General features: G+C 69.5%; 16 protein-coding genes. 8 read left to right on the forward strand and 8 right to left on the reverse strand.

Going from position 1 to position 21802, the window contains the following annotated elements; genetic code table 11:
- The first annotated feature begins 24 nt into the window (after positions 1–24).
- The 3 genes from LZ199_RS24265 to LZ199_RS24275 are packed head-to-tail and all read left to right on the forward strand — an operon-like array spanning position 25 to position 4275.
- A complete protein-coding gene (locus LZ199_RS24265) occupies positions 25–711 on the forward strand; it encodes a hypothetical protein (protein ID WP_253996126.1) in 687 nt (228 codons plus the stop codon).
- Positions 708–2756 (forward strand): hybrid sensor histidine kinase/response regulator, encoded by a 2049-nt coding sequence (locus tag LZ199_RS24270; protein WP_253996127.1) that lies wholly within the window; start codon positions 708–710, stop codon positions 2754–2756. The genes LZ199_RS24265 and LZ199_RS24270 overlap by 4 nt, the downstream gene beginning before the upstream one ends.
- A complete protein-coding gene (locus LZ199_RS24275; protein WP_253996128.1) occupies positions 2749–4275 on the forward strand; it encodes a response regulator in 1527 nt (508 codons plus the stop codon). The genes LZ199_RS24270 and LZ199_RS24275 overlap by 8 nt, the downstream gene beginning before the upstream one ends.
- Before the next feature lie 52 nt (positions 4276–4327).
- Here LZ199_RS24275 and LZ199_RS24280 read toward each other — a convergent pair whose 3' ends face one another.
- On the reverse strand, positions 4328–4693 hold the full coding sequence (locus LZ199_RS24280) for a helix-turn-helix transcriptional regulator (protein WP_253996129.1): 366 nt from the start codon (positions 4691–4693) through the stop codon (positions 4328–4330).
- 542 nt (positions 4694–5235) lie between these two features.
- On the opposite strand from LZ199_RS24280, the gene LZ199_RS24285 reads away from it, so the two are divergent.
- Together LZ199_RS24285 and LZ199_RS24290 are read left to right on the forward strand one after the other, a co-directional pair.
- Complete coding sequence (locus LZ199_RS24285) at positions 5236–6876, forward strand: methyl-accepting chemotaxis protein (RefSeq protein WP_253996130.1); 1641 nt, start codon at positions 5236–5238, stop codon at positions 6874–6876.
- A gap of 103 nt (positions 6877–6979) precedes the next feature.
- Complete coding sequence (locus LZ199_RS24290; RefSeq protein ID WP_253996131.1) at positions 6980–7582, forward strand: DUF2378 family protein; 603 nt, start codon at positions 6980–6982, stop codon at positions 7580–7582.
- On the opposite strand, the gene LZ199_RS24295 is transcribed toward LZ199_RS24290, so the two are convergent.
- The 3 genes from LZ199_RS24295 to LZ199_RS24305 all read right to left on the reverse strand — a co-directional run bounded on the left by LZ199_RS24295 (position 7583) and on the right by LZ199_RS24305 (position 11510).
- On the reverse strand, positions 7583–8974 hold the full coding sequence (locus LZ199_RS24295; protein WP_253996132.1) for a sensor histidine kinase: 1392 nt from the start codon (positions 8972–8974) through the stop codon (positions 7583–7585).
- A complete protein-coding gene (locus tag LZ199_RS24300; protein WP_253996133.1) occupies positions 8971–9699 on the reverse strand; it encodes a response regulator transcription factor in 729 nt (242 codons plus the stop codon). The genes LZ199_RS24295 and LZ199_RS24300 overlap by 4 nt, the downstream gene beginning before the upstream one ends.
- A gap of 278 nt (positions 9700–9977) precedes the next feature.
- Positions 9978–11510: a ricin-type beta-trefoil lectin domain protein gene (locus LZ199_RS24305; protein ID WP_253996134.1), complete on the reverse strand. Its 1533-nt coding sequence runs from the start codon at positions 11508–11510 to the stop codon at positions 9978–9980.
- A gap of 305 nt (positions 11511–11815) precedes the next feature.
- Here LZ199_RS24305 and LZ199_RS24310 point away from each other — a divergent pair, with 305 nt between their 5' ends.
- Positions 11816–13000: a hypothetical protein gene (locus LZ199_RS24310; protein ID WP_253996135.1), complete on the forward strand. Its 1185-nt coding sequence runs from the start codon at positions 11816–11818 to the stop codon at positions 12998–13000.
- 29 nt (positions 13001–13029) lie between these two features.
- Here LZ199_RS24310 and LZ199_RS24315 read toward each other — a convergent pair whose 3' ends face one another.
- The 3 genes from LZ199_RS24315 to LZ199_RS24325 all read right to left on the reverse strand — a co-directional run bounded on the left by LZ199_RS24315 (position 13030) and on the right by LZ199_RS24325 (position 16996).
- Entirely contained in the window at positions 13030–14553 is a 1524-nt protein-coding gene (locus LZ199_RS24315; protein WP_253996136.1) for an acyl-CoA synthetase, read from the reverse strand.
- A gap of 65 nt (positions 14554–14618) precedes the next feature.
- Positions 14619–16199: an LVIVD repeat-containing protein gene (locus LZ199_RS24320; protein WP_253996137.1), complete on the reverse strand. Its 1581-nt coding sequence runs from the start codon at positions 16197–16199 to the stop codon at positions 14619–14621.
- Between the two features lie 143 nt (positions 16200–16342).
- The gene (locus tag LZ199_RS24325) at positions 16343–16996 is read right to left on the reverse strand and encodes a hypothetical protein (protein ID WP_253996138.1); all 654 of its coding nucleotides are present in this window, start codon (positions 16994–16996) and stop codon (positions 16343–16345) included.
- A gap of 249 nt (positions 16997–17245) precedes the next feature.
- Between LZ199_RS24325 and LZ199_RS24330 the strand changes: the two genes are divergently transcribed.
- A complete protein-coding gene (locus LZ199_RS24330) occupies positions 17246–18904 on the forward strand; it encodes a hypothetical protein (protein ID WP_253996139.1) in 1659 nt (552 codons plus the stop codon).
- A 10-nt stretch (positions 18905–18914) separates the two neighbouring features.
- Positions 18915–20339: a hypothetical protein gene (locus LZ199_RS24335; protein WP_253996140.1), complete on the forward strand. Its 1425-nt coding sequence runs from the start codon at positions 18915–18917 to the stop codon at positions 20337–20339.
- A gap of 194 nt (positions 20340–20533) precedes the next feature.
- Here the strand turns inward: LZ199_RS24335 and LZ199_RS24340 are convergent, their stop codons facing one another.
- Positions 20534–21799 carry a matrixin family metalloprotease gene (locus LZ199_RS24340; RefSeq protein WP_253996141.1) on the reverse strand — a complete coding sequence of 422 codons (1266 nt, stop codon included), beginning with the start codon at positions 21797–21799 and terminating at the stop codon, positions 20534–20536.
- Between the last annotated feature and the right edge of the window lie 3 nt (positions 21800–21802).

Consider the following 21802-nt stretch of genomic DNA (forward strand, 5'->3'; position numbering starts at 1 on the left):
ACCCGCATGGAGACACCGAGCCGCATGATCGAAGCGCGCGCCGATGCCCTCGCCAAGGCCTCCGTCGAGGCGATGTATCAGGACCCCTTCTGGGAGGCGCGCTACGGCGCCGAGCGTTCCCGCCGCTTCGGCGACGAGGATGCCCGCTTCCATGTGCGCTACCTTGTGCAATCCCTCGACGAGCACCGCCCCTCGGTCATGGAGGAGTATGCGCGGTGGCTTCGCACCTTGCTCGTGTCACGAGGAATGGCCACCCTCCACCTCGACCTGAATTTCGCCGGGCTGGCCGCCGTGTTGGAGGCCGAGGGTTGGGGCCCAGGCACCGAGCCGTACGAGCATGTACGCGCCGCCCGGGAGGCCCTGCGCTATCCGGAAGGGCCCTCGCGCGCGCTGCAAGATGACGCCTCGGAGTTGTCCCGAGCCGCCACCTCACGACTGGCCCTCTACCTGACGGCGGAGGACCGGCCCCGATTGGAGGATGAACTGCGCCTGCAGCTCTCATATCTCGCGGATGCACTCGCCGCGGGCAAGCCCGAGCTGATGGCGGACCACGTGCGCTGGTACGTGGGCTTCTGGCCGCGTCGGGGCTTCGGACTGCTGGCATTTCCCACCGTGCTGGGGATGCTGAAGGCGGTGCTCGGAGCCAGGCACCCCCAGGCCCGCGCGCTGCTCGCCACCGCCGGCGTTTCATGGGAGGAGACGCGCTCATGAGAATCTCCACCACACCCGACGACACTCCCGCGTTCGACGACCTGAGCCGCGAGGTGGCCCTGACGTGTGATGCCGAGGGGAAGCTCACCTGGGTGGATGCGCGCGCCCGGGAGGTGCTCGACGCGCGGCCCGGCAAGGCGCTGCGGGCCATGGCCGCGCAGGGCACCGAGGACAAGGTCGACAAGCTGCTGGTGCAGGCCCGCGACGAGCGCGTGAATGGCTGGGAGCTCATCCTCTGCCGGGGCGACGTGCCGACGACGTTCGCCTTCCGCGCGCGCCCGCACCAGGGCGGCGTGCTGCTGGTGGGCAGCCTGGTGCCGGAGGACTACGGCCACGCGCTGGAGCAGGTCAGCACCACGCTCAGCGAGCTGTCCGCGCTGCACCGCGAGACGGAGGGACAGCGTCGCGAGCTGAAGCGCCGCGCGGACGAGCTGGCGCGGCTCAACCAGGAATTGAGCGAGTCCAACCGGGGCATGCGCAGCCTGCACGCCGCGCTGGACGAGAAGGCGGAGGGGCTGCACCGCGCCGCCGAAATCAAGAACCGCGTCGTCGCCAACGTCAGCCACGAGTTCCGCACACCGCTGCACTCCATCCTCGGCCTGTCCAAGGTCCTGCTCAATCCCATCAACGGGCCGCTGTCCGCCGAGCAGGAGAAGCAGGTCACCTTCATCCGCAACTCGGCCGACTCGCTCTTCGAGCTGGTCAACGACCTCTTGGATTTGTCCAAGGTGGAGGCGGGCAAGGCCACGCTGCGCCACAGCCACTTCGTGGTGCATGACCTGCTCGCCTCGCTGCGCGGCATGATGCGTCCGCTGGTGCCCGAGGGCTCGCCGGTGGAGCTGCGGCTGGTGGAGCCCGCCGAGCCACTGGAGATGGAGACGGACGAGACGCGGCTGAGCCAGGTGCTGCGCAACCTGGTGTCCAACGCGGTGAAGTTCACCGAGGCCGGCCACGTCACCGTGTCCGCGACGCCGGGTCCGCGCGACACGGTCATCTTCACCGTGAAGGACACGGGCATCGGCATCGCCCCGAAGGACCACGAGCTCATCTTCGAGGAGTTCAGCCAGCTGGACAGCCACCTGCAGCGCAAGGTGAAGGGCACCGGCCTGGGCCTGCCGCTGGCGCGCCGGCTGGTGGAGCTGCTGGGCGGAACGCTCACCCTGCAGAGCAAGCTCGGAGAAGGCTCCACCTTCACCGTCACCATCCCCCGCGTGCACGTGGAGGTCTCCGAGATGGCGGGGCTCGCCGAGCGCAGCCAGCACCTGGAGCCCGGCCGCGCGCCGGTGCTGGTGCTGGAGGACGACCGGCAGACGCTGTTCCTCTACGAGAAGTACCTGGCGCGCTCGGGCTTCCAGGTGATTCCGGTGCGCAGCACGGACGAGGCGCGCAAGGTGCTCCAGCGTGTGCGGCCCGCCGCCATGGTGCTGGACGTCATGCTGGAGGGCGAGACGAGCTGGAACTTCCTCGCGGAGATGAAGAACGGCGAGGCCACGCGGGACATCCCCATCCTCGTCGTCACGGTGACGGACCGCGAGCAGAAGGCGCGCGCGCTGGGCGCCGACGAGTTCTGGCTCAAGCCGGTGGACGAGGTCCGCCTCCAGCGCAAGCTCCAGGAATTGGCGCGCAGCGGGCCGGTGGAGCGCATCCTCATCATCGATGACGACGACGTGCACCGCTACCTGCTCAAGCAGCTGCTCAAGGACATGCCCTACGCGCTGCTGGAGGCCGCGGGCGGCGTGGACGGCGTCCGACAGGCGCGCGAGCAGGTGCCGCAGCTCATCTTCCTGGACTTCATCCTGCCGGACATCACCGCCTTCGACGTGCTGGACGAGCTGAAGTCGGACCCGCGCACGCGCGAGATTCCCGTCATCCTCCACACCTCACACGAGCTGCGGGAAGACGAGCGCGCCCGGCTGGCCCACGAGACGTCGGCGATTCTCTCCAAGCACACCCTCAGCCGCGAGGTGGCCATCAGCCGCATTCGCGATGCCCTGGCCAAGGCCGGCCTCGGCTCCCACATCCCACAGGAGGGGAGACGTGGTTGAACCTCGCCTGGCCACAGTGCTCAACGTCAACGACGACGACGCCAACCGCTACCTGGTCAATCGCATCCTGGAGATGGCGGGCTACCACGTGCTGGAGGCCGCCACCGGCATGTCCGCGCTGCTCATGGCCGAGCAGCACCGGCCGGACGTCATCGTCCTGGACGTGAAGCTGCCGGACGTCAGCGGCTACGAGGTCTGCGCGCGGCTGCGCGCCAACCCGGAGACGGCGGGCATCGCCGTCATGCACACGTCCGCCACCTTCGTCACCTCCGACAAGAAGGCGCGGGGCCTGGACTCCGGCGCTGACGCGTACCTCACCCAGCCCTTCGACGCCTCGGAGCTGGTGGCCACGGTGCGCTCGCTGCAGCGGCTGCGGCACGCGGAGCAGGCCGCGCGCAGGCGCGCCGACGAGCTGGCGGAGATGGACCGGCGCAAGGACGAGTTCCTCGCCATGCTCGCGCACGAGCTGCGCAACCCCCTGGCCGCCATCATGACGGCCATCGGCATCCTGGAGCGCAAGCCGACCGAGGACACCAAGGAAGCGCGGATGCGCGGCATCATCCACCGGCAGACCCACCACCTGGCGCGCCTGGTGGATGACCTGCTGGACGTGAGCCGGATTACGCGCGGCAAGGTGGAGCTGCGCTCGGGCCGGCTGGACCTGTGCGCGGTGCTGCTCCAGGTCGTGCAGATCATCCGCCCCTCCGCCGAGGCGCGCGGCCTGGGGCTGGAGGTGTCGCTGGCGGACAGCCCGCTGTGGCTGAGCGGGGACGCCACGCGACTGGAGCAGGTCTTCACCAACCTCCTGGACAACGCCGCCAAGTACACCGACAGCGGCCACATCTCCCTGCGCGTGGAGCGCGAGGGCGTGGACGGCGCCGCGCAGGCGGTGGTGCGGGTGCGCGACACGGGCATCGGCATCGCCAACGAGGTGTTGCCGCGCATCTTCGACCTGTTCGCCCAGGCGGACACGTCCCTGGAGCGCACGCGCGGGGGCCTGGGCATTGGACTGACGCTGGTGCGTCAGCTGGTGCAGCTCCACGGCGGCCAGGTCACCGCGCGCAGCCATGGCGCGGGCAAGGGCAGCGAGTTCGAGGTGAGGCTGCCGCTGCTGCACCTCGTGGAGGAGCCCGTGGCCACGCCGCTCGCCCGGCGCACCCGGCCCGGACGCCACATCCTGCTGGTGGAGGACAACCCCGACGCGCGCCAGGCCATGCGGGAGCTGCTGGAGCTGTGGGGCCACCACGTGGAGGTGGCGCCGGACGGATTGCAGGGCGTGGAGCTGGCGGTGCGCGGGCGGCCGGAGCTGGCGCTGGTGGACATCGGCCTGCCGGGCCTGGACGGCTACCGGGTGGCGGAGGAGCTGCGCACGCGCGTGGGCAACGGCATCCGGCTGGTGGCGATTACGGGCTACGGCGGGCCGGAGGGACACGACCGGGCGCTCAAGGCGGGCTTCGACCTGCACATCGTCAAGCCGGTGAAGCCGGACGAGTTGGATCGCCTGCTGTCGAATCTGTGAGTGGAGTGGAACGAATCAGGCGCGGGCCGGCGCCCTTGGAGTGGGCGACGCGCTAGCGCCGGCCCAGGGCGTTGGCCACCAGCCCCAGCAACTTCACGTGAGGGGCTTCGAGCTGACGCACGGTGCGAAGCAGGCGACGGACTTCCGGTCGCTCGGGGGGTGCTGACGACGGCTCGCTGGTGCGTGAAGACGCGGTGCCATGCGAGGCGAGTCCCAGCAGCTCGTCCGCTGACACATGCAACTCGTGACACAGCTTCAGCAGCGTCTGCACGCTGGGAAGCATGCCGCCGCGCTCTAGTCGCCCATAGACCTCTGTGGCCACGTCGATGCGTTCGGCCACGTCAGCTTGTGTGAGCTCCAGCCGGTTCCGCGCGACTCGCGCAGCCGCTCCGATGGTGGTTGCCAGTTTCTTGTCCATGCCTTACCGACCCGAAACGTTTGGCCGCTGGCATAGGACGTATAGAGGCAGACAGACAGAACTTGTCGGGTCAGCCTCAGGTTGTTCACCCAGCGGGTTACCGTCCCAGAGGGAGACTTTCGGGGTCCCGAGTGCCTCCGCACCCGCCCCTTTTCCTCGACGGAAGACCCGTCTTCCAGGCACAACCCGGCCCCCCGAAATCAGAGGAAGAGGCCCTCTGAGCGGACGACCTGTGACGTTGGGCGGGGATTTTCCTACGGTGCCGGAGAGTCCTGCGACGAGGGCCTCCCCCCAAGGTTGTATCCCCTGTTCGCCGCTTCATCACGTCACCGGCCCCGCGCACCGCGCCGGGGGCCCATGGCCTGTCGCGGTGAACCCGCGCCGTGGTGGCTTCACCAGGCCCGCGTTGGCCCGCGGGCCCGCCCTGCCGCACGCGGTGTACGCAGCGCGGGGCAGGACCTGGGACCACCGGTGGCATTCGAGGGGCAGACGACCTTGGGAGTCGCGCGCGCCGGGGGCGGGGGGACTAGGCTTGGGCGGCGATGGCGCTCGGACGGAGCAACCTGCTGGTGAAGCTCTGCGTGGCGATGGGCGTGGTGGCCCTGCCGCTGCTCGTCGCCATCCTCGGCTATGTGCTGCCGCAGCTTCGCGCGCAGCTCCACGCGGACCGGGTGCGCGGGCTGCGGCAGGCGGTGGAGACGGCCTACGGCATCCTTCGCGAGTACGAGGCCCAGGAGCGCTCGGGCGCGTTGACGCGGGAGGCGGCGCAACGGCGGGCCGCCGCGCTGCTGGAGTCCCTGCGCTACTCCCGCGTGGAGTACTTCTGGGTGAATGATTTGGACACGCGGCTGGTGATGCACCCGCACCTGCCGAAGATGGTGGGCCAGGACATGAAGGGCTACCGCGACGTGCGCGGGCGGCCGGTGTTCGTGGACATCGTCACGCTGGTGCGCCAGCACGGGGAAGGCTCGCTCGCCTACGAGGCGACGCGGCCGGGCTCGCCGGAGCCCATCCCGAAGGAGAGCTACGTGAAGCTCTTCGAGCCGTGGGGCTGGGTGCTGGGCACGGGCGTGTACGTGGAGGACATCGACCGGGAGGTCGCCGCGGTGAGGCAGCGCATCCTCCTGGCGATGGGCGGCGCGCTGGTGCTGGCGGCGCTGGCGGGAGCGTACGTGTCGCGGCGGGTGGTGCGGCCGGTGCGCGCGCTCGCGGCGGCGGCCCACCGGGTGGCGCGAGGAGACCTGTCGGTGCGGGTGGAGGTGCGCACCGAGGACGAGGTGGGCCAGCTCACCCAGGCCTTCAACGACATGGTGACGGGCCTGCGGGAGGTGGTGGAGGCGCTGGTGGAGGCGGCGGGCGCCACGGCGGCGGACGCCGAGCAGATCCGCGTCTCCACCGACGGCCTGTCGCGCACGACGCGGGAGCAGTCGGAGTCGCTCCAGCGCGCGGCCGAGTCGGTGCAGGACATGAGCCTGCATGTCTCCCGGGGCGCGGCGGCGGCGCGGGTGGCGGCGGAGGCGGCGGTGGGCCACGGACAGGTGGCGCGCGCGGGCGGCGTGGCGGTGGACCAGGCGTCCCGGAAGATGGGGGAGATTGTCGACGTGGTGGAGCGCTCGGCGCGCACGGTGGAGCAGTTGCAGGAGTCCGGCCGGGCGACGGCGCGGATGCTCCAGGTCATCCAGGCGGTGGCGGACGAGACGCGGATGCTGGCGGTGAACACGGCGATTGAGGCCGTGCGCGCGGGGCAGCACGGCAAGGGCTTCTCCGTGGTGGCGGGCGAGGTGCGCAAGCTGGCGGAGCGCACGCACGAGGCCACCAGCCAGGTGCGCGAGCTGCTGGTGAAGAACGAGGCGGACACCGCGGCGGCGGCGGAGCTGATGCGCCGGGGCACGTCGAAGGTGAGCGAGGGCATGGGCCTGTCCTCGGCCGCGGGCGAGGCGCTGGCGCGGCTGCTGTCCGGGGTGAAGGAGCTGGGCGAGCGCGTGGAGACGATGGCGGAGCAGAACGCGCGCCAGTCCGCGTCGGGCGAGTCCATCGCCGGGCGCATCCAGGCGCTCTCGGTGCGCTCGGCGGAGTCAGTCTCGGGGGTGGAGCGCATCGCCCGCTCGGTGGACGACCTGCGGGCCAGGGCCTCGCGGCTGCGGGAGCTGGCTGCCCGCTTCACCACGTCGGGCCCGCGTTAACCTTTCTTCACACCCGCGCAACGCCCGGGACAGGGGCGCGGGGCAGTCTCCACCTCCACACGGGGGCGCGGCTTCTCGCCGTCCCCATTCGGAGGCAAGACACATGGCGCTGGCATTGACGCGGGCCCCCGGGCGCGAGCCCGTGGTGTTCGGATACGCGCTGGAGACGCTGCTGTCGACGGCGGCGCCCCTGACACCACTCACCCTGAAGGCGCTGGAGCGACAGGGCCTCTTCGCGCACCGCCCCCTGTACACCGCCTACCCGTGCGCGGTGTGGCCCAAGGCCATCCAGCTGCTGGCGGCGGCCAGCGGCTCGCCCCACACGGACCGCGAGGCGGCGGAGTACGCGCTGGGCCTGCGCTTCGGGGAGCGGTTCATCGACGCGCGCATGGGCACCGCGCTCCAGGACTTCGCCCAGGTGGTGGGCCCGGAGAAGATGCTGCTGCGCATGGCGCGCAACCTGCGCTCCATCAACAACTTCCTCGACGTGTCGGTGGCGCCTCGGGGCGACGACGGCGGCTGGGAGCTGAACCTCTATCCGGTGCGGGAGTTCGTGGACCACCCCCGCCGGCTGGCGGACCCGCCGCACTTCATGCGAGGCCTGCTCACCTTCGCGTTCCAGCACAGCGGCGCGCCCACGGCCCGAGTCACGCTCCTGAACCACGACGAGGCCCGGGCCGTGACGACCTTTCACGTCGGCCTGTAGTCAGCCCTCCAGGCGCGCCTCGCCGTGCGGCACCGGCAACAGGATGCGCGCCGTGGTGCCCACGCCGGGCCGGCTCTCCAGCGTCAGCGTCCCGCCGTGCGCGTCGACGATGCGCCGGGCCAGGGCGAGCCCCATGCCCACGCCACCGGTGCGCCGCGCGCGGCTGCGGTCCGTGCGGAAGAACGGCGTGCCCACGCGGGACAGGTCCTGCGGCTCGATGCCGATGCCCTCGTCGGCGACCTCCAGCGACAGCTCTCCGGGCGTGCCGGACTGGGCCCGCAGCCGCACGGCCGTCCCCGACTCGGAGTACTTGCCCGCGTTGTCCAGCAGGTTGTCCAGCGCGCGCCGCAGCAACACCGGGTCCGCCTCCAGCGTGGGCATGGCGCCGTCCACGCTCACCTCCAGCACCCGCCCCGGACGCGCGGAGCGGAAGCGCGAGGCCGCCTTCTCCACCAGGCTGCGAATCTCCACCTGCTCGGGCCGCAGCGACGGAGTCCCCGTGCTGGCGCCCTCCGAGGCCAGGTCCAGCTTCGCGGTGGTGAGCACGTCATCCACCAGTCGCTCCAGCTCGGCCAGGTCGCCGGTGATGTCCGTCAGCATCTCCCGCGCGGTGGCCGCGTCCCCCTCCTCCGCCAGGTCCAGCGCCACGCGGATGCGCGCCAGCGGCGTGCGCAGCTCGTGCGACACGTTGGCCAGCAGCTCCTTCTGCGAGCGCAGCAGATTCGTGATGCGTCCCGCCATCTCGTCGAAGGCCTCCGCCACCTGTCCCAGCTCGTCGCGCCGGCGGATGCCCGTGCGGGTGTCCAGCTTCCCCTCGCCCAGCGCGCGCGCCACCGCCGCCAGTCGCTGGAGTGGCTCCGCCAGGGTGCGCGCGAAGGCCAGCGAGGTGATGGCCGTGCACAGCAGCACCGCGCCCAGCACGAGCGCGGTGTTGGCCGGGGGCGGCTCGGGCGGACGGGTGATGATGGTGGCGTAGGCCTCCACCGGCCCGTCCTCGGGAATGGGCAGCGTGAGCGAGTGCGGAGGAGGCCCCCCGGAGAGGCGCTCACCGCGCTCGGCCAGCTGCTCCAGCTCCACGGGATTCAGGGCGGGCGACGGTGACGCGTAGTTGGTGGCGATGAGCCGCCCGGAGGCGTCCCTCAGCGTCACCCGCGCCTCCAGCAGTCGCGCGGCGCGGTCCAGCGACGCCTGGAGCGCCACCGGGTCTCCCAGCAGCTCCTCCCACTCGCGGATGTTGTACGCGGCGTTGCGCGCGAAGCCGTGCTTCAGCGGCTTGTCCAGGATGAAGAAGCGGGCGACGTAGAGCGTGGCGACCACCAGCACCAGCTGGGCGAGGCCCACCAGGTAGATGCGCAGCAGCAACCTGCCCGGGGGCCGCGGGCGAAGACTCACGACTCCTCACCCGTGGCGAGCATGTAGCCGGCGCCACGCACCGTCTTCAGCAAGAGGGGATTGCGCGGGTCCACCTCCAGCTTCTGACGGAGCCGGAAGATGTGCACGTCCACGGAGCGGTCGAACACCTCGTCCGCGCTGCCCTTCACCAGGTCCAACAGCTGCTCCCGGCTGAGGACGCGGCCGGCGCGCTCCGCCAGCACGCGCAGCAGGCTGAACTCGTACGTGGTGAGCTGCAGCGGCCGTCCATCCAGCGTGGCGCGGAGGCTGCGCGGGTCCAGGAGCAGGCGCCCCGCGTGCACCGGCTGCGAGGAGGGGCCCGCCTTGCCTCGGGCCCGGCGCACCTGGGCGCGGATGCGGGCGAGCAGCTCGCGCGACGAGTAGGGCTTGGGCAGGTAGTCGTCCGCGCCCGTCTCCAGGCCGAGCACGCGGTCGGCCTCCTCGCCGCGCGCGGTGACCATGATGATGGGCACGTCGGTGCGCCCCCTCAAATCCCGGCACACCTCCAGCCCGTCCCGCCCGGGGAGCATCAGGTCCAGGAGGATGACGTCGAAGACATGGCGGTTGGACTCCACCAGCGCGTCGGTGCCCGAGTGGGCCAGCGTGACGACGACGCCATGCTCCTGGAGGTAGCGGGCGGTGAGCCGGGCCAGCCGCTCGTCATCCTCCACGAGCAGGACCTGGATGGTGCCTTCCTCCAGGCCGGGACGATTGAGCTGCTCCATGCGCGTGCTCCTCCTGCTTCCGCGGACCTTCCGGAGGGGAAAGTAACAGCGGAGCCGTGGCCCGGGAGCAAGCAGGGAGGAGTCTGGCGCCTCGAAGGACACTCCGGCCGGGTCCGTCGAGGGCATTCACGCTCCCGGGCCACGCCCTGAGGGTGGCACCGGGATGTGTCCAGGATGCGTCCCTGGGATGACGGATTGTTACGGGAGGCCCACCCGGCGACCGGACAGCCGGGCGGAGCCCCTTCGGGCCCTTCACCTCAAGGGGCCGACGCCCTGCCTCAGCGCAGCGTCCACTTCTGGTTCGCGGTGCCCGCGCACTCCCAGATTTGCAGCCGCGCGCCGTTGTTCGGGTTCCAGTCCTTCACGTCGATGCACTTGTTGGCCTGCGGGTTGACCAGGTCCCCCGCGCCGCTGAGCACGAACCGCTGGGCCGCGTTGCCGTTGCAGTCGTGGAGCTGGATGAGGGCGCCGTTCTCCGTGGAGCCCCAGGTGACGTCCATGCACTTGCCGAACGCGCGCAGCGTGCCGTCGCCGTGGAACGTCCAGCTCTGCGCGGCGCTGCCGTTGCAATCCCAGAGCTGGATGGGGGTGCCGTTGGCGGTGTTGGAGTGGTCCACGTCGATGCAGCGGCCGTTGAGGCCGACGATGGCGCGTCCCCCGCCCCCGCCGCCGTTGGTCGTGAGCGACAGGCCGTAGACGGAGAGAATCTCGTTCACCGGCTGGTAGTACATGGTGCCGCCAGTGGAGCAGTTGCCCACGCCGCCGGACGTCACGCCCTGCGCCTGGTTGCCCGAAATCCACGAGCCGCCCGAGTCGCCCCCTTCCGCGCACGCGTTGCTGCGCGTGAGGCCGTACACGGGGCCGACGCTGTAGTTGACGGTGACGTTCTTCGCCTCGATGACGCCACAGCGCCAGCCGGTGGTGGAGCCGGAGCGACACACGGACGCGTTGATGCCCGCCTCGGCGGAGCCCGACACGATGACGTTGCCGCCCGCGTAGTTGTAGACCCACGGCTGCGACGCCCACGAGCCGTTCACCTGGACCCAGCCGTGGTCATCGCCTGGGAAGGACGAGCCGCGCACCGTGCCCTGCGCCGCGCCGTTGAAGCCCACGGTGCTGGAGTTCACTCCGCCGCAGTGGCCCGCGGTGACGAAGCCTCCCGCCACGGAGAAGCCGATGGAGCAGCGCACGTTGCCGTTGATGTAATAGGCGTCGCCCCCGCGCAGGTCATACATGGGACGCGGCTGCTCGGAGGACACCTCCACGCGCACCGCGCGGTCCGCCGCGCCGCTCTCCGCGATGAAGCGCTCGGCGTTCACCACCGCCGCGTCCTTGGCGAGCACCACCACGCTGTTGGTGATGACGTCCACGTACCAGCCATGGATGTCCTTGCTGGCCACGTCCGCGCCCTTGTCCAGCGCCGCCTTCAGCGCGTCCAGCTCGCGCTCCGTGCGCGCCACCCAGCGCGGCTCGGCGCCCGCCTTCAACACGGCCTCGGCGCCGGCGGCGGTGGTGACACCGACGATGAGCCGGTCTCCTTCCTCGCTCAGCCACGCGCCGCCGAACGTCCCGCCCAGCTCTCCGCGCAGCGTGGCTTCCGTGCGCGCCGCGAGCGCCTCCGTGACGAGCCGCTGACGCGCCTGCGCGGCCGTCAGGCCCAAATCGCGCTGCATCGCGTGCAGCACCTCCGGAGACACGTCCTGCGCGAGCGAGGCCTCGTCGGCGGGAGCGGCCCGCGCGGACATGGGGAGGACGGCGGCGCCGGCGAACAGCACCGTCGCGGTGGAGAGCGCCTGGAGTCTTCGGTTCATGGGGCTTCCTTTCGACTCGACACGGGGAACGCGCACCGGCGAACGGGCCGGTCCGCATGACCACGGAAGCGGGATTCAGGAGCCAAGTCAAACAATTCAAGTATTTCTAGAAAATCACGACACTTCTGCCGGACAAACAATAAAGTCGTCGACACAAGGCCCAATAGCCGCCTGTTGTACCCTGGAGTCATTTCTCCACTTGGTGGACCAAGCTGACCCGCCAGTCGCGCTCCCATGGCCCCAGGCAGGGGTTGCCCTGGTCTCGAATGACGTCTGCGTCAAGGCAGGACACGATGGAGGCCACCATGAATGTCTTGCGAAGGCTGTGTCTGGGAATCCTGTTCGTGTTCGCGCAAGGGAGCCTCGCGGCCCAGGACGACGAGGCGGGGACCGAGCCAGCCCCGGCCCAGCGGGTGCTCACCTGGAACGTCGAGGGCTCACGCCAACGGCTGACCGTCACGACGAACGATGCGCGCCTCTCGGTAGGAGAGGACCACTCCGTCTCCCTGGAGAGCGTCGTCGGCCCGATGGTCTCCACCCGGTTCTCCCAGACCTGGGAGGGAGGCTCGGGCTGGTACCTCACCGAGTACCTCCAAGTGGAATACCGCGGGGCGTACCGCTTCTCGTTGGCGAGCTACCTGGAGAAGTCGGGTCAGGGAGGACGTGTCCTCGCGGCGCTCCTGAAGGGACAGGCGAACCGTCCACCCAAGTGTCCACCCCTCGAGGAGGTACGCAAGGGGCCTTCGTTCACGAAGGGTCGCGAGCAGCTCCTGGAAGCCGGCTGTGGCGAGCCGCGCTGGTTCACGCTCGAGCCCGACGCCTTCTCCGTCCTGGACTGGGACGGGAGGGATGAAGTCCAGTTGGCCATCCAGCACTTCCATCCGGAAGCGGTGCGCACGGTGCTCACCTTGGAGCGGGTGAGCGTCTGGCTGAAGGCGCCCTCGGAATGGCGCCCCTGGCTCAAGGCGGCTCAGCGCGGACAGGGACTCTTCGAAGCACGAAAGTTCGAGTGGCTGAACCGCCTGCCGACCGACGAGCTGGCGGACCTGCGCAAGCGCGCGGCGAAGCTGAGGCCCACCGCTCGCCGCGAGCTCATCGCGGACAGCGTCTACCGGGCCCGTCAGGCACCGCTGAGCGCGGCGGAGCTGGTGGGTGAGCTCTTCCCCGTCACCGAAGGCGCCGCGCCAGACCTGGCCTCGCAATGGGCATGGTCGGACCGGCTGCTGTACCTGCGGAGCTTTCCCGAGCAGTGCCTCAAGGCCGCGGGCGTGCTGTTTCAACCCGGGTGGAGCGCCGAGCCCGCCAGGGCAGCCGCCTTCAACTTCACGCGCTGCACGGGCTGGCAGGGAGAAGACACGTGGCGGATGTGCCAGCTGACGGACGACCCGGTCGCCTGCATCAAGCCGGGGTATGAGCTTCGACAGGAGGAGGCACGGCGGTCCGCGAAGACGTCACCCGCCCAGGAGAAGCTCGACGGAATGATTCAGTAGCCCCCTGGAGCGTGTGCCCCGAGGACACCTCATGGCGCACCGTGCGCGGCGGCCAGCGCGCGGCGGTCCACCTTGCCGGCGGAGGTGCGCGGCAGGGCCTCCACGAAGCGCATGGAGCGAGGCATCTTGTAGCGAGCCAGGCGGCCATCGCAGAAAGCCAGCAGGGCCTCGGCGCCAGGTGAGGTGCCCGCGCGGAGGACCACGAGCGCGCGCGGCGTCTCTCCCCACTTCTCGTCGGGCACGCCGATGACGGCGACCTCCGCGACGTCGGGATGGCCGGCGAGGACGCTCTCCACCTCGGAGGGGTAGATGTTCTCTCCGCCGGAGATGATGAGGTCCTTGCCTCGGCCGACGATGCGGAAGCAGCCGTCCGCGTCGCGCAAGGCCAGGTCTCCGGTGCGCAGCCAGCCGTCGACGAAGGTGCGCGCCGTCTCCTCGGGGCGGCGCCAGTAGCCGGCGCACACGTGGGGGCCGCGCAGGAGCAATTCGCCCACGTCCCCCGGCTGTCGCTCGCCTTCGATGCGCGCCTCCACGTGGAAGAGCGGCACGCCGACGAAGCCCGGCTTGCGGCGCACGTCCGACGGAGAGAGCCAGAAGTTGTTGGGGCCCGCCTCGGTGAGGCCATAGCCCGTCTTGAAGGCCACGCCCCGGGTGAAGAACCGCTCGAACACGGACAGCGGACACGGCGCGCCACCGCTGACGAGCAGCTTGAGCCGCGAGAAGTCCACCGACTCGAAGCGCACGTGGCGCTGCATCTCGATGAACATGGTGGGCACGCCGAAGACGAGGCTCACCTCGCGCTGGTGGATGAGCTCGAACACCTGCTCCACGTCGAAGCCCTTGCACACCACGGAGGCGCCGCCCACGTACACCAGGGGCAGCGTGAAGACATTGAGGCCGCCGGTGTGGAACAGCGGCGCGTTGAGCACGGCCACGTCTTCGGACGTCAGGCCCCAGCTCACCACGGTGTTGGCGGCGTTGGCCGTCACGGAGCCATGGGTGAGGACCGCGGCCTTCGGGATGCCGGTGCTGCCGCCCGTGTAGCAGAGCATCCACGGCGCCTCGGCCTCCAGCTCCAGCGCGGGGAGCGGGGAGGGAGGGGTCGCATTGCGCTCCTCGACGAAGGAGCGCTCACCCGGGCCAGGCTCGGCGAGGCCCAGCCAGTGACGCACGAAGGGGGCGCGGGCGCGCACGGTGTCCACCTGGGCGCGCAGCTCCGGACCGTACACGAGGACGCAGGGCTCCGCGTCCGCGAGGATGCCGACGAGCTCCACGGCGCTGAGGCGCCAGTTGAGCGGCTGGAGGATGGCGCCCAGCTTGGCGCAGGCGAAGACGAGGTCCAGCGTCTCCACGCAGTTGTGCGCGAGCACGGCGACGCGGTCCCCGCGCTGGACGCCGAGCACGTGGTGCAGGTACTCAGCGGTGCGCGAGGCGGCGGTGTTCCACTCGCGATAGGTGATGCGACGGCGCCCGCCCCGGGTGGAGTCGACGAGGGCGGGGTGGTCTGGGTCCAGAGCCGCGCGGCGGGCCAGCCAGTCATGGACGATGGGCATGGCCCCGCACGCTAGCCGAGCGCCGGGAAGTGTGCCCGGCGCTCGTCACCAGAACGCTGTCTGGCTCACAGCTCCGGGAAGATGAGCAGGCCGCGCTCCGTGTCGACGACGTAGACGTAGCCGTCTCCCGGGACGCGGATGCCGATGGCGCCGATATAGGCGGACAAGCTGCTGTAGTCCGGCCCCGTATCCCGCCAGGTGTTGAAGTACGCCATCTCCCGGGGACGAGCAGGTCTGGACACGTCCAGGACGCGAACGCCGTGCTGGTAGTGGGTCAGATAGAGCCGACCGCCGACGAGCTCCATGTTGTGGATGGAGACCTCGGGCGACAGCTTGTACTCGCCGATGAGCGTGGGGTTCGCGGGGTCGTTCAGGTTGAGCACGCGCAGGTGCGCGCCCCAGCCCTCTCCGCCCTCGAAGGCGATGAGGTTGTTGTTGAAGTACGCCACGCGCGAGGTGTGGCTGCTCGCATGCGGCGGCGTGTACGCGCCCAGCCTCTTCACGTTCGCCGGGTCCTTCGCATCGAGGATGAGCAGGCCCGCGTTCCAATGACTGACGAAGAGCAGGTGGTTCAGGGAAGTGGCGTCGTGCGGGTAGGAGACGGCGCTCGGGCCCAGGCTGTCGTTGACATGCCCTCCCAGGCGCACCGGCTCCCGCGCGTTCGTCACGTCGTAGATGGCCGTCCCCACCGAGCCCCGGGTCGCCATGGCATGCAGCCGGCTGCCCGCCACGAAGACGGTGTGGATGTTTATGCGGCTGCCGCCAGACAAATCCCGGACGAACGTGGGGTTCGCGGCGTCGGTGATGTCGAACACGAGCACGCCCCGGTCCGAGCTGGCGACATAGAGCGCGTTGTCCTTCGCCCACACACCATTCCAGTAGCCGTCGCCTTCGAGCTGGACGGACTTCACCAGCCGGGGTGCCGCGCGGTCCTTCAGGTCGAAGACGGAGAGGCCACCGGCGTCCTGGGCATCATCGATGGACACGACATAGGCGTGGCCCTTGGCGACGTAGATATCCACGGGCATCCCCATGCCCGGACCGATGGACGCTTCGCCCAGCAGCTTCAGCCCGCCGGAGGACTCCTCCTCGCCCTGACGACGACGGACCCGGACGCCCTCATACGTCATCACCCTGGGGGCATCGTTCCCCATGCACATCACTCTGCATCCCGTCACTTGGTCCGTGCCCCGCGCCGAGCACCCCACATCATGAATCACGTTGAGCCTCCCGTCCGGGTAGCGGAGCTCAATCAGGTCGCGCATGGGGTGCTCCCCATTGGGGGGATTCGGCTCGACGTACAAAGACTTGCCCCACATTTCAGCGGACGCCGGGAGCGTGGCGGTCGCCGCCATGTGGAGGCGCATATTGAAGATGCCGGACGTATCCAGTCCGCGCAGGCTCTGGATGTCGCAGCCGGACAGGTCGAAGGCATCCAGCGAACGACAATCCTCGGGGGTGAGGACCGTGGGGCGGAGCGAACATGCGGCCACGGGCTCCGGGACCCAGTCAGCCGCGTCCTGAATGGGCGCACCCGGTGACAGGTCCACGGGGACCTCCACGACCTCGTAATCCCTGCTGTTGCAGGCCCCCAGCGAACCCACGCACATCAACGTCGCGACGACACCGCACGTCCACTTCACCATGAGAGCCCCCGGGGATGGGGCCGGCGTGACCTGGAGGCACGAGCAAAGGAAGACAGCCGACCCGGATAATCGCGAACGAAATGGAGCCAACTCCATATCGTGGCGAACCGGGTGGCGTTCAATCCAAGACATTCACCCTGACTTCAATAGACATCCCGAGAAGGAATCGAGAGGCCGGACAGCTCGACCAGATATAGACAGGCATCACGAAACGCGCCGCTCTCTCCAGCCGTGGAGGGCAGAAAGACGTCATAAGCGCGGTAGCCGCCATCCTGGGCCCCCTCCAGCAGCCAGCGCGAGCCATCCAGATAGATGGTGTACGTGCCCTCTCGCGCCGACTTGCGAGTCCAGAAGGAAAGGACCTCCAACCGGCGACGGAACTCGGCCCACTGGAGCGGGAGGAGCAGGCGGGACTGATTCACGTCAAGCGGGCTGGCACCGTCCGAGGATTTGGAGGGCAGCTTCAGCTGTTTCGCATGGAGCACCGCCACCGTGCCGTGCCGTTCCACGCGGATGGCGATGTCCTCTTCAAAGGAGCGCATCCAGGTGAAGCGGTAGACCTCGGAGCCCGTCGCCGAAGGCCACAGGCCTGGCTCCTCCATGCTGTTCAAGACCCTCGAGTACCGGCAGCGCGCACGCGAGTCCCTGCGGCGCCCATTGAAGACCGCCCGGAAGTCGGGCTCGTAGGAGACAGACAGCACTCCCTGGGGAATGAGGCTGGGCCAGGCAGCTTCCTTCTCCCAGTCCCCATCACAGAGCTGCCCCCAAGGAATGGAATCATCCTCGGGAGTCCGCACGGCACCTCCTCTCGAAGCACATGCCGCGGACAGGAGGACCAGACAGAGAGCGACCCGGCGCACCGAACTCGGAGACATGGCGACAGCCTGCAGGGCCATGCCCCCCGATTCCTCACGGCAGGCTCACGGTTCGCGCACGACACCGTGAGCCCCGAGCCCCCTTCCTTGAACAGCCGAGGTCCGCGAGGTAGAGAACGACCCTGCATCTCCGCAGGGGGCGGGGAGCCACCGGCGGGGACGGCCTTCTTCATGAACAATCGCGGCGCCGAGAAGGAATACCTTCAAGACGGACTGCGCAGCGGCCTCAAGCTCGACGCGCGCTTCGACGCCCTGGTGCCCCACCTCCACGTGGCGTGGATCTCCTGGGACAGTGGCTTTCGCGGCTCGGGCCTGCGCGTGGGCGACCGGGTCATCGCCATCGACGGCCAGCCCGTCGTCAAGCCACCCGACCAGGCCACCACGCAGCGCACCCTGCCCTTCATGCTCGGCCAGTACGCCGAGAACCAGACCTGGGCCAGGCAGGGGCGCAAGGAGGGTGACAAGGTCCAGGTGCGCATCACTCGTCGGCGCGAGCCCGGCGAAGGCTGGGAGGAGCACGAGTTCAGCGGCGCCCTGCTCCACGAACGCACCTGGAGCATCGTCGACACGACGCGGCAGATCATCGGCCCGGGCGGACCCGACCGCATGGGTCGCGACGGCTTCGACGGGGCCTGGATGTCCTGGCTCGAGAAGCGCGTCTTCGACTGGGAGCGCCTGCTCGACAGCACCTTCGGCGCCTGGCGCACCTCGCGAGGGACGCGCAGTGAGCTCGCGAACCACCTCGTACACAAGGCCCGCGTCGACTACCTCGTGGAGCATCACCCCGGCCCCTTCGCGACGGCGATGCGCGAGGACTGGGAGACGGTGCGCGCCTGTCTCGATGGAGACCTCGTCACGCTCCCGGCGGATGCCCTGGAGTTCCGCACCCGGGGCGAGGAGCAGGTGAAGGCCATCGGCCTCCAGGCCGCGGCGTCCTGGAAGGCCCTGCTGGCGGCGCATGAGGGAGAGACGCTCGGCGCCTTCCCCGTCGTCGACCCCTTCCGTGGCGACCGCTCGACGGTGACCGGCAAGCTGGTCTCACTGCCGACCGTGACTCAGCGCGAGTGGCTGGTCGACATGGGCAAGGGCTACCTGGCCTGGAACCAGTCGGGCGCGTGGGTCTTCTGCCCCGTCGATACTCCGGCCATGCAGAAGGTCTTCACCGCCATGCAGCGCTATCAGAGGCGCGTCGCGCCGAACGTGAGGCTCGACATCGCCGTGCTCGGCCGAATTCTTCCGGACCCGCGCCTGCTCGCGGGCTCGGGCCGCACCGCCGCCGGTCTGGAAGTGGAGCCCGTCGCCGCCCTGGTCGGCGGCGTGGTCTGCGTCGATGTCAGTGATTCGAGCGAGGGGGGACCGCGCTTCGCCGGAGAAGAGACGCTCAGCCAGGAGACCTCCGGCGCCCCGGCCGATGACGCGGGCCCGCGAGAGCTCCTCACCGCCATGATTGCGGCCGTGAAGCGTGGCGACCAGGAGACCTGGAACAGCCTCTTCGCCAACTGGCGCGCCGTGCCTGATGACCACCGGCCCATCTACTACCCGGTCTGGACCTGGAACGGCCGGGACAGCGAGTGGGTGCGCTCGCGGCGCCTCCTGCTCGACAAGGTGCTCGACGCACGGGTGCGCTGGAGCAGCGAGGCACGGGTCGTCATCAAGGGCGACGAGGCCCCGGGCCTGCCGCGCATCGAGCAGGTCGAACTGGAGGTGGACCACGTGGGCCTCTTCGAGGGCCAGACTCGCACCTTCAACTCGGTCGAGGTGCGGCGGAAATGGACGGTCCAACGCCGCAACGGCGGTCCCTGGCGCATCACCAGCGAGCAGAGCCTGTAAGGAGAAGTCCATGGGCTGGTACTCAAGCCGCGTCTCGGAACTCAACGAACGACTGACCCGCGCCTCCGAGGGCGCCGCCGACCCGGTGAAGCGCGCCCTGAGCGACGCCATCGTCAAGGTCGGCAACGTGGCCGACCAGGCTCTCTCGGCCATGCTCGATGCCAGCGAGCGCACCAGCGCCGGCAATCTGGGGACTCAGCGCAAGTGGCAGGAGCGCTGCGCCACGGCCACGGCCGACATCAGCCGCGCCTTTGGCGATGCCGCCCAGGACAACATGCTGTCGCCCTCCCTCCAGCTCTTCTGGTACCAGGCGCTGGAGCACGAGATGGCCTTCTTCGACTCCCTGGCCAAGGTGCAGACGCCCCAGCTCCACGACGACCTGCTGGTCCACCAGGACCTGCTCAACAAGATGCTCGGCGAGCTGTGGGACAAGTGGACCTTCCTGCTGTCCAAGGACGTCGTCTTCGAGAACGACCAGCGCCAGGTGGTGCAGCAAATCTCTCGGATGGCGCAGTCCATCATCGACGAGCTCGCTCCGGGAGTGCTCAAGCGCGCCAGCGAGGGCATCTCGCGCGCCACCTCGAAGTCGCTCGGAAAGGCCCTCCAGCTCGATGACAAGCTGCTGGGTGGCAAGGGCGTGGACATCGCCAAGTACGTCGCCGCGGTGTTCGATGTCGAAATCCCCGACGAAATCAGCCGCGACCTCCTGGACGCCATCCAGGGTGGCGCCGACGTCTACCAGGTGCAGAAGGGTCACTACCGCAACCTGGTGGCGACCTACCAGAGCCTGGTGCAGGCGGAGAAGGGCAGCGTCCTCTTGCTCTTCAATTCGACCCGGGCGGAGGTCGACGCGTACTACTCCAAGAATGACTTGGGGAAGGCCAGAGTCATCCTCGACCAGGCCAAGGGCTACCTCTCCGACTGGGCCTCACGCGTGCCCAGCTCGGCCCAGAAGAGCGAGGCCTCCACCTTCAAGGACAAGGTCTGCGCGGCCATCGACACCGACTGGAAGCTCACCGAGGAGCTCGACGGCAAGTTCCGCGACAAGTTCAAGGGCATCTTCATCCAGTCCCTGGGCAACGAGACCATCGAGCAGCTCGCCGAGACCTACCTCTTCCGCCAGCACCTGGAGGAGGTCACTCGCAAGGACGCCGCCGGCAAGCTCAAGGCCCTGCCGGCCAACATCCAGAGCGAGGTCGACAGCGCACTCGACAAGGGCCTGCGCCCCATCGACGACCTGGTCAACCGCGTCCCGGAGGAGGTGCGCGAGCTGGCGCGCCTGGGGAACGAGCGGTTCAAGGCGCACGTGCGCGCCAGGCTCAAGGAGCGCATCCAGGCGATTCTCCCGGCCATCCTCGAGCTGGCCGCGCTCTGGGACCCCAGCAACCTCTCGCGGGACTTCAGCCGCGAGGAGTTGGAGAAGACCCTGCGCTGAAGTGGACCGCGGACTCCTCCCCGCGGAGCCTGTCAACGCGAGTGGGACAGGAGCCGGGCGCCGCGGACCTCGACCGCTGAGACGGCTCCAGCCAGGCCCCTGTCTTTCTTCGACGGACAGTGGATTCGAACGCGCGCGCCTCCTCGGTGATGGGCCGGGAGGCGCGCTTGGGTCCAACCGGCGTTCACCCGCCTTCAGTACGGATAGAGCTCCGCCGCCGCCTGCGCGTCGCAAGTCGTGGTGGTGGCCGCGCACTGGGTGGGGCTCGAGTACATGATGGAGTTGCAGTTCCCATGGTGGGCCAAGCCGAGGCTGTGCCCGACCTCATGGATGGAGACGGTCTTCGCGTAGTGCGCACCCGAGTGGTACGAGTTGTTCAACTGGAGGGTGCTCCGGGTCATGCAGGCGCCCGACCAGGAGTTCGTCGCGTACCCGGCCCAGCCAGTGGCGCCGTACCAGGCCTCGTACACCATGACGTCCGAGGCGCCGCTGGCGCGCCAGTGGAGATAGAGGCTGTTGCTGATGCTCGTGTACATCCACGCGTTCATGGCATCTCCGACAGGCCAACGCGTGCTCGTGTAGTCCGTGAAGGTGATGTTCGCGGGCCTCCGGCACCACCTGTAACCGAAGCTCACGAGCCCGCACCAGTTCTGGGCGGTCACCGTGCCGGGGTCCGGCTTGAAGGTCTCCACGTGCGTGTCGGGTCCCAGGTACTGGACGCTGCGAGCGCGGGCCTCGACCCGTGCGAACAGCGCGTCGACCGGCCCGCCCTGCGCGAGGCCGTCCTGCACCAGGACCCGTCCCAGCGGCCCGCCAGTCACTGAGTAGAGCTCCGTCCTGGCGCTCGCGGCCACGGGCTTGTCGCCTCCCTGCGGCGTGAGGAAGTACACCGCCCGCTCCCCCATTTTCGGCAGCGGGTTGTCGGCCGGCGCGAGCATGCACCCATCAGAGAGCAGGCCGCCGGGGAACACGACGTCCACGGTGGCGCCCTGGGCGACCACGCCGCCCGAGGCGCTCTTGAGGCCCGCCGAGGCGCGCGCGATGTCGTCGATCCGCACGGTCGCGATGACCACCGGCAAATCGCTGTAGGCGCCGCTCGCCTCGCCGGTGGGCTGCCCCTCCACCTTGGATTGCGCGTGGGCGCGCATGACGTCGAAACGCGTGGACTCCACCTGGCCGCGGACAACCAACGCGGAGTGGTCGGTCAGGTCTTCAATCGAGCCCTCCTCACGGACCCAGTCCATCACGAGCGAATGCTCCGTTCCTTCAACGTGCGTGTGGGAGGGAGGGGGCGTGCCGGGCACCCACGCCGTCACCTGCACGTCCTCCTGAACGGGCGGGGCGGGTTCCTCGACCCCGTCGTTGGTGCACCCCAGCGCACCCAGGAGCGCCAGGGGCAACAGCCAGGAACGTTTGTGCCGCATCGTCATCGCCGTCTTCTTGAGGCTGGTTTCGCGCATGCG

Origin of the sequence: Myxococcus qinghaiensis (assembly GCF_024198215.1) — a bacterium.
Lineage (GTDB): Bacteria > Myxococcota > Myxococcia > Myxococcales > Myxococcaceae > Myxococcus > Myxococcus qinghaiensis.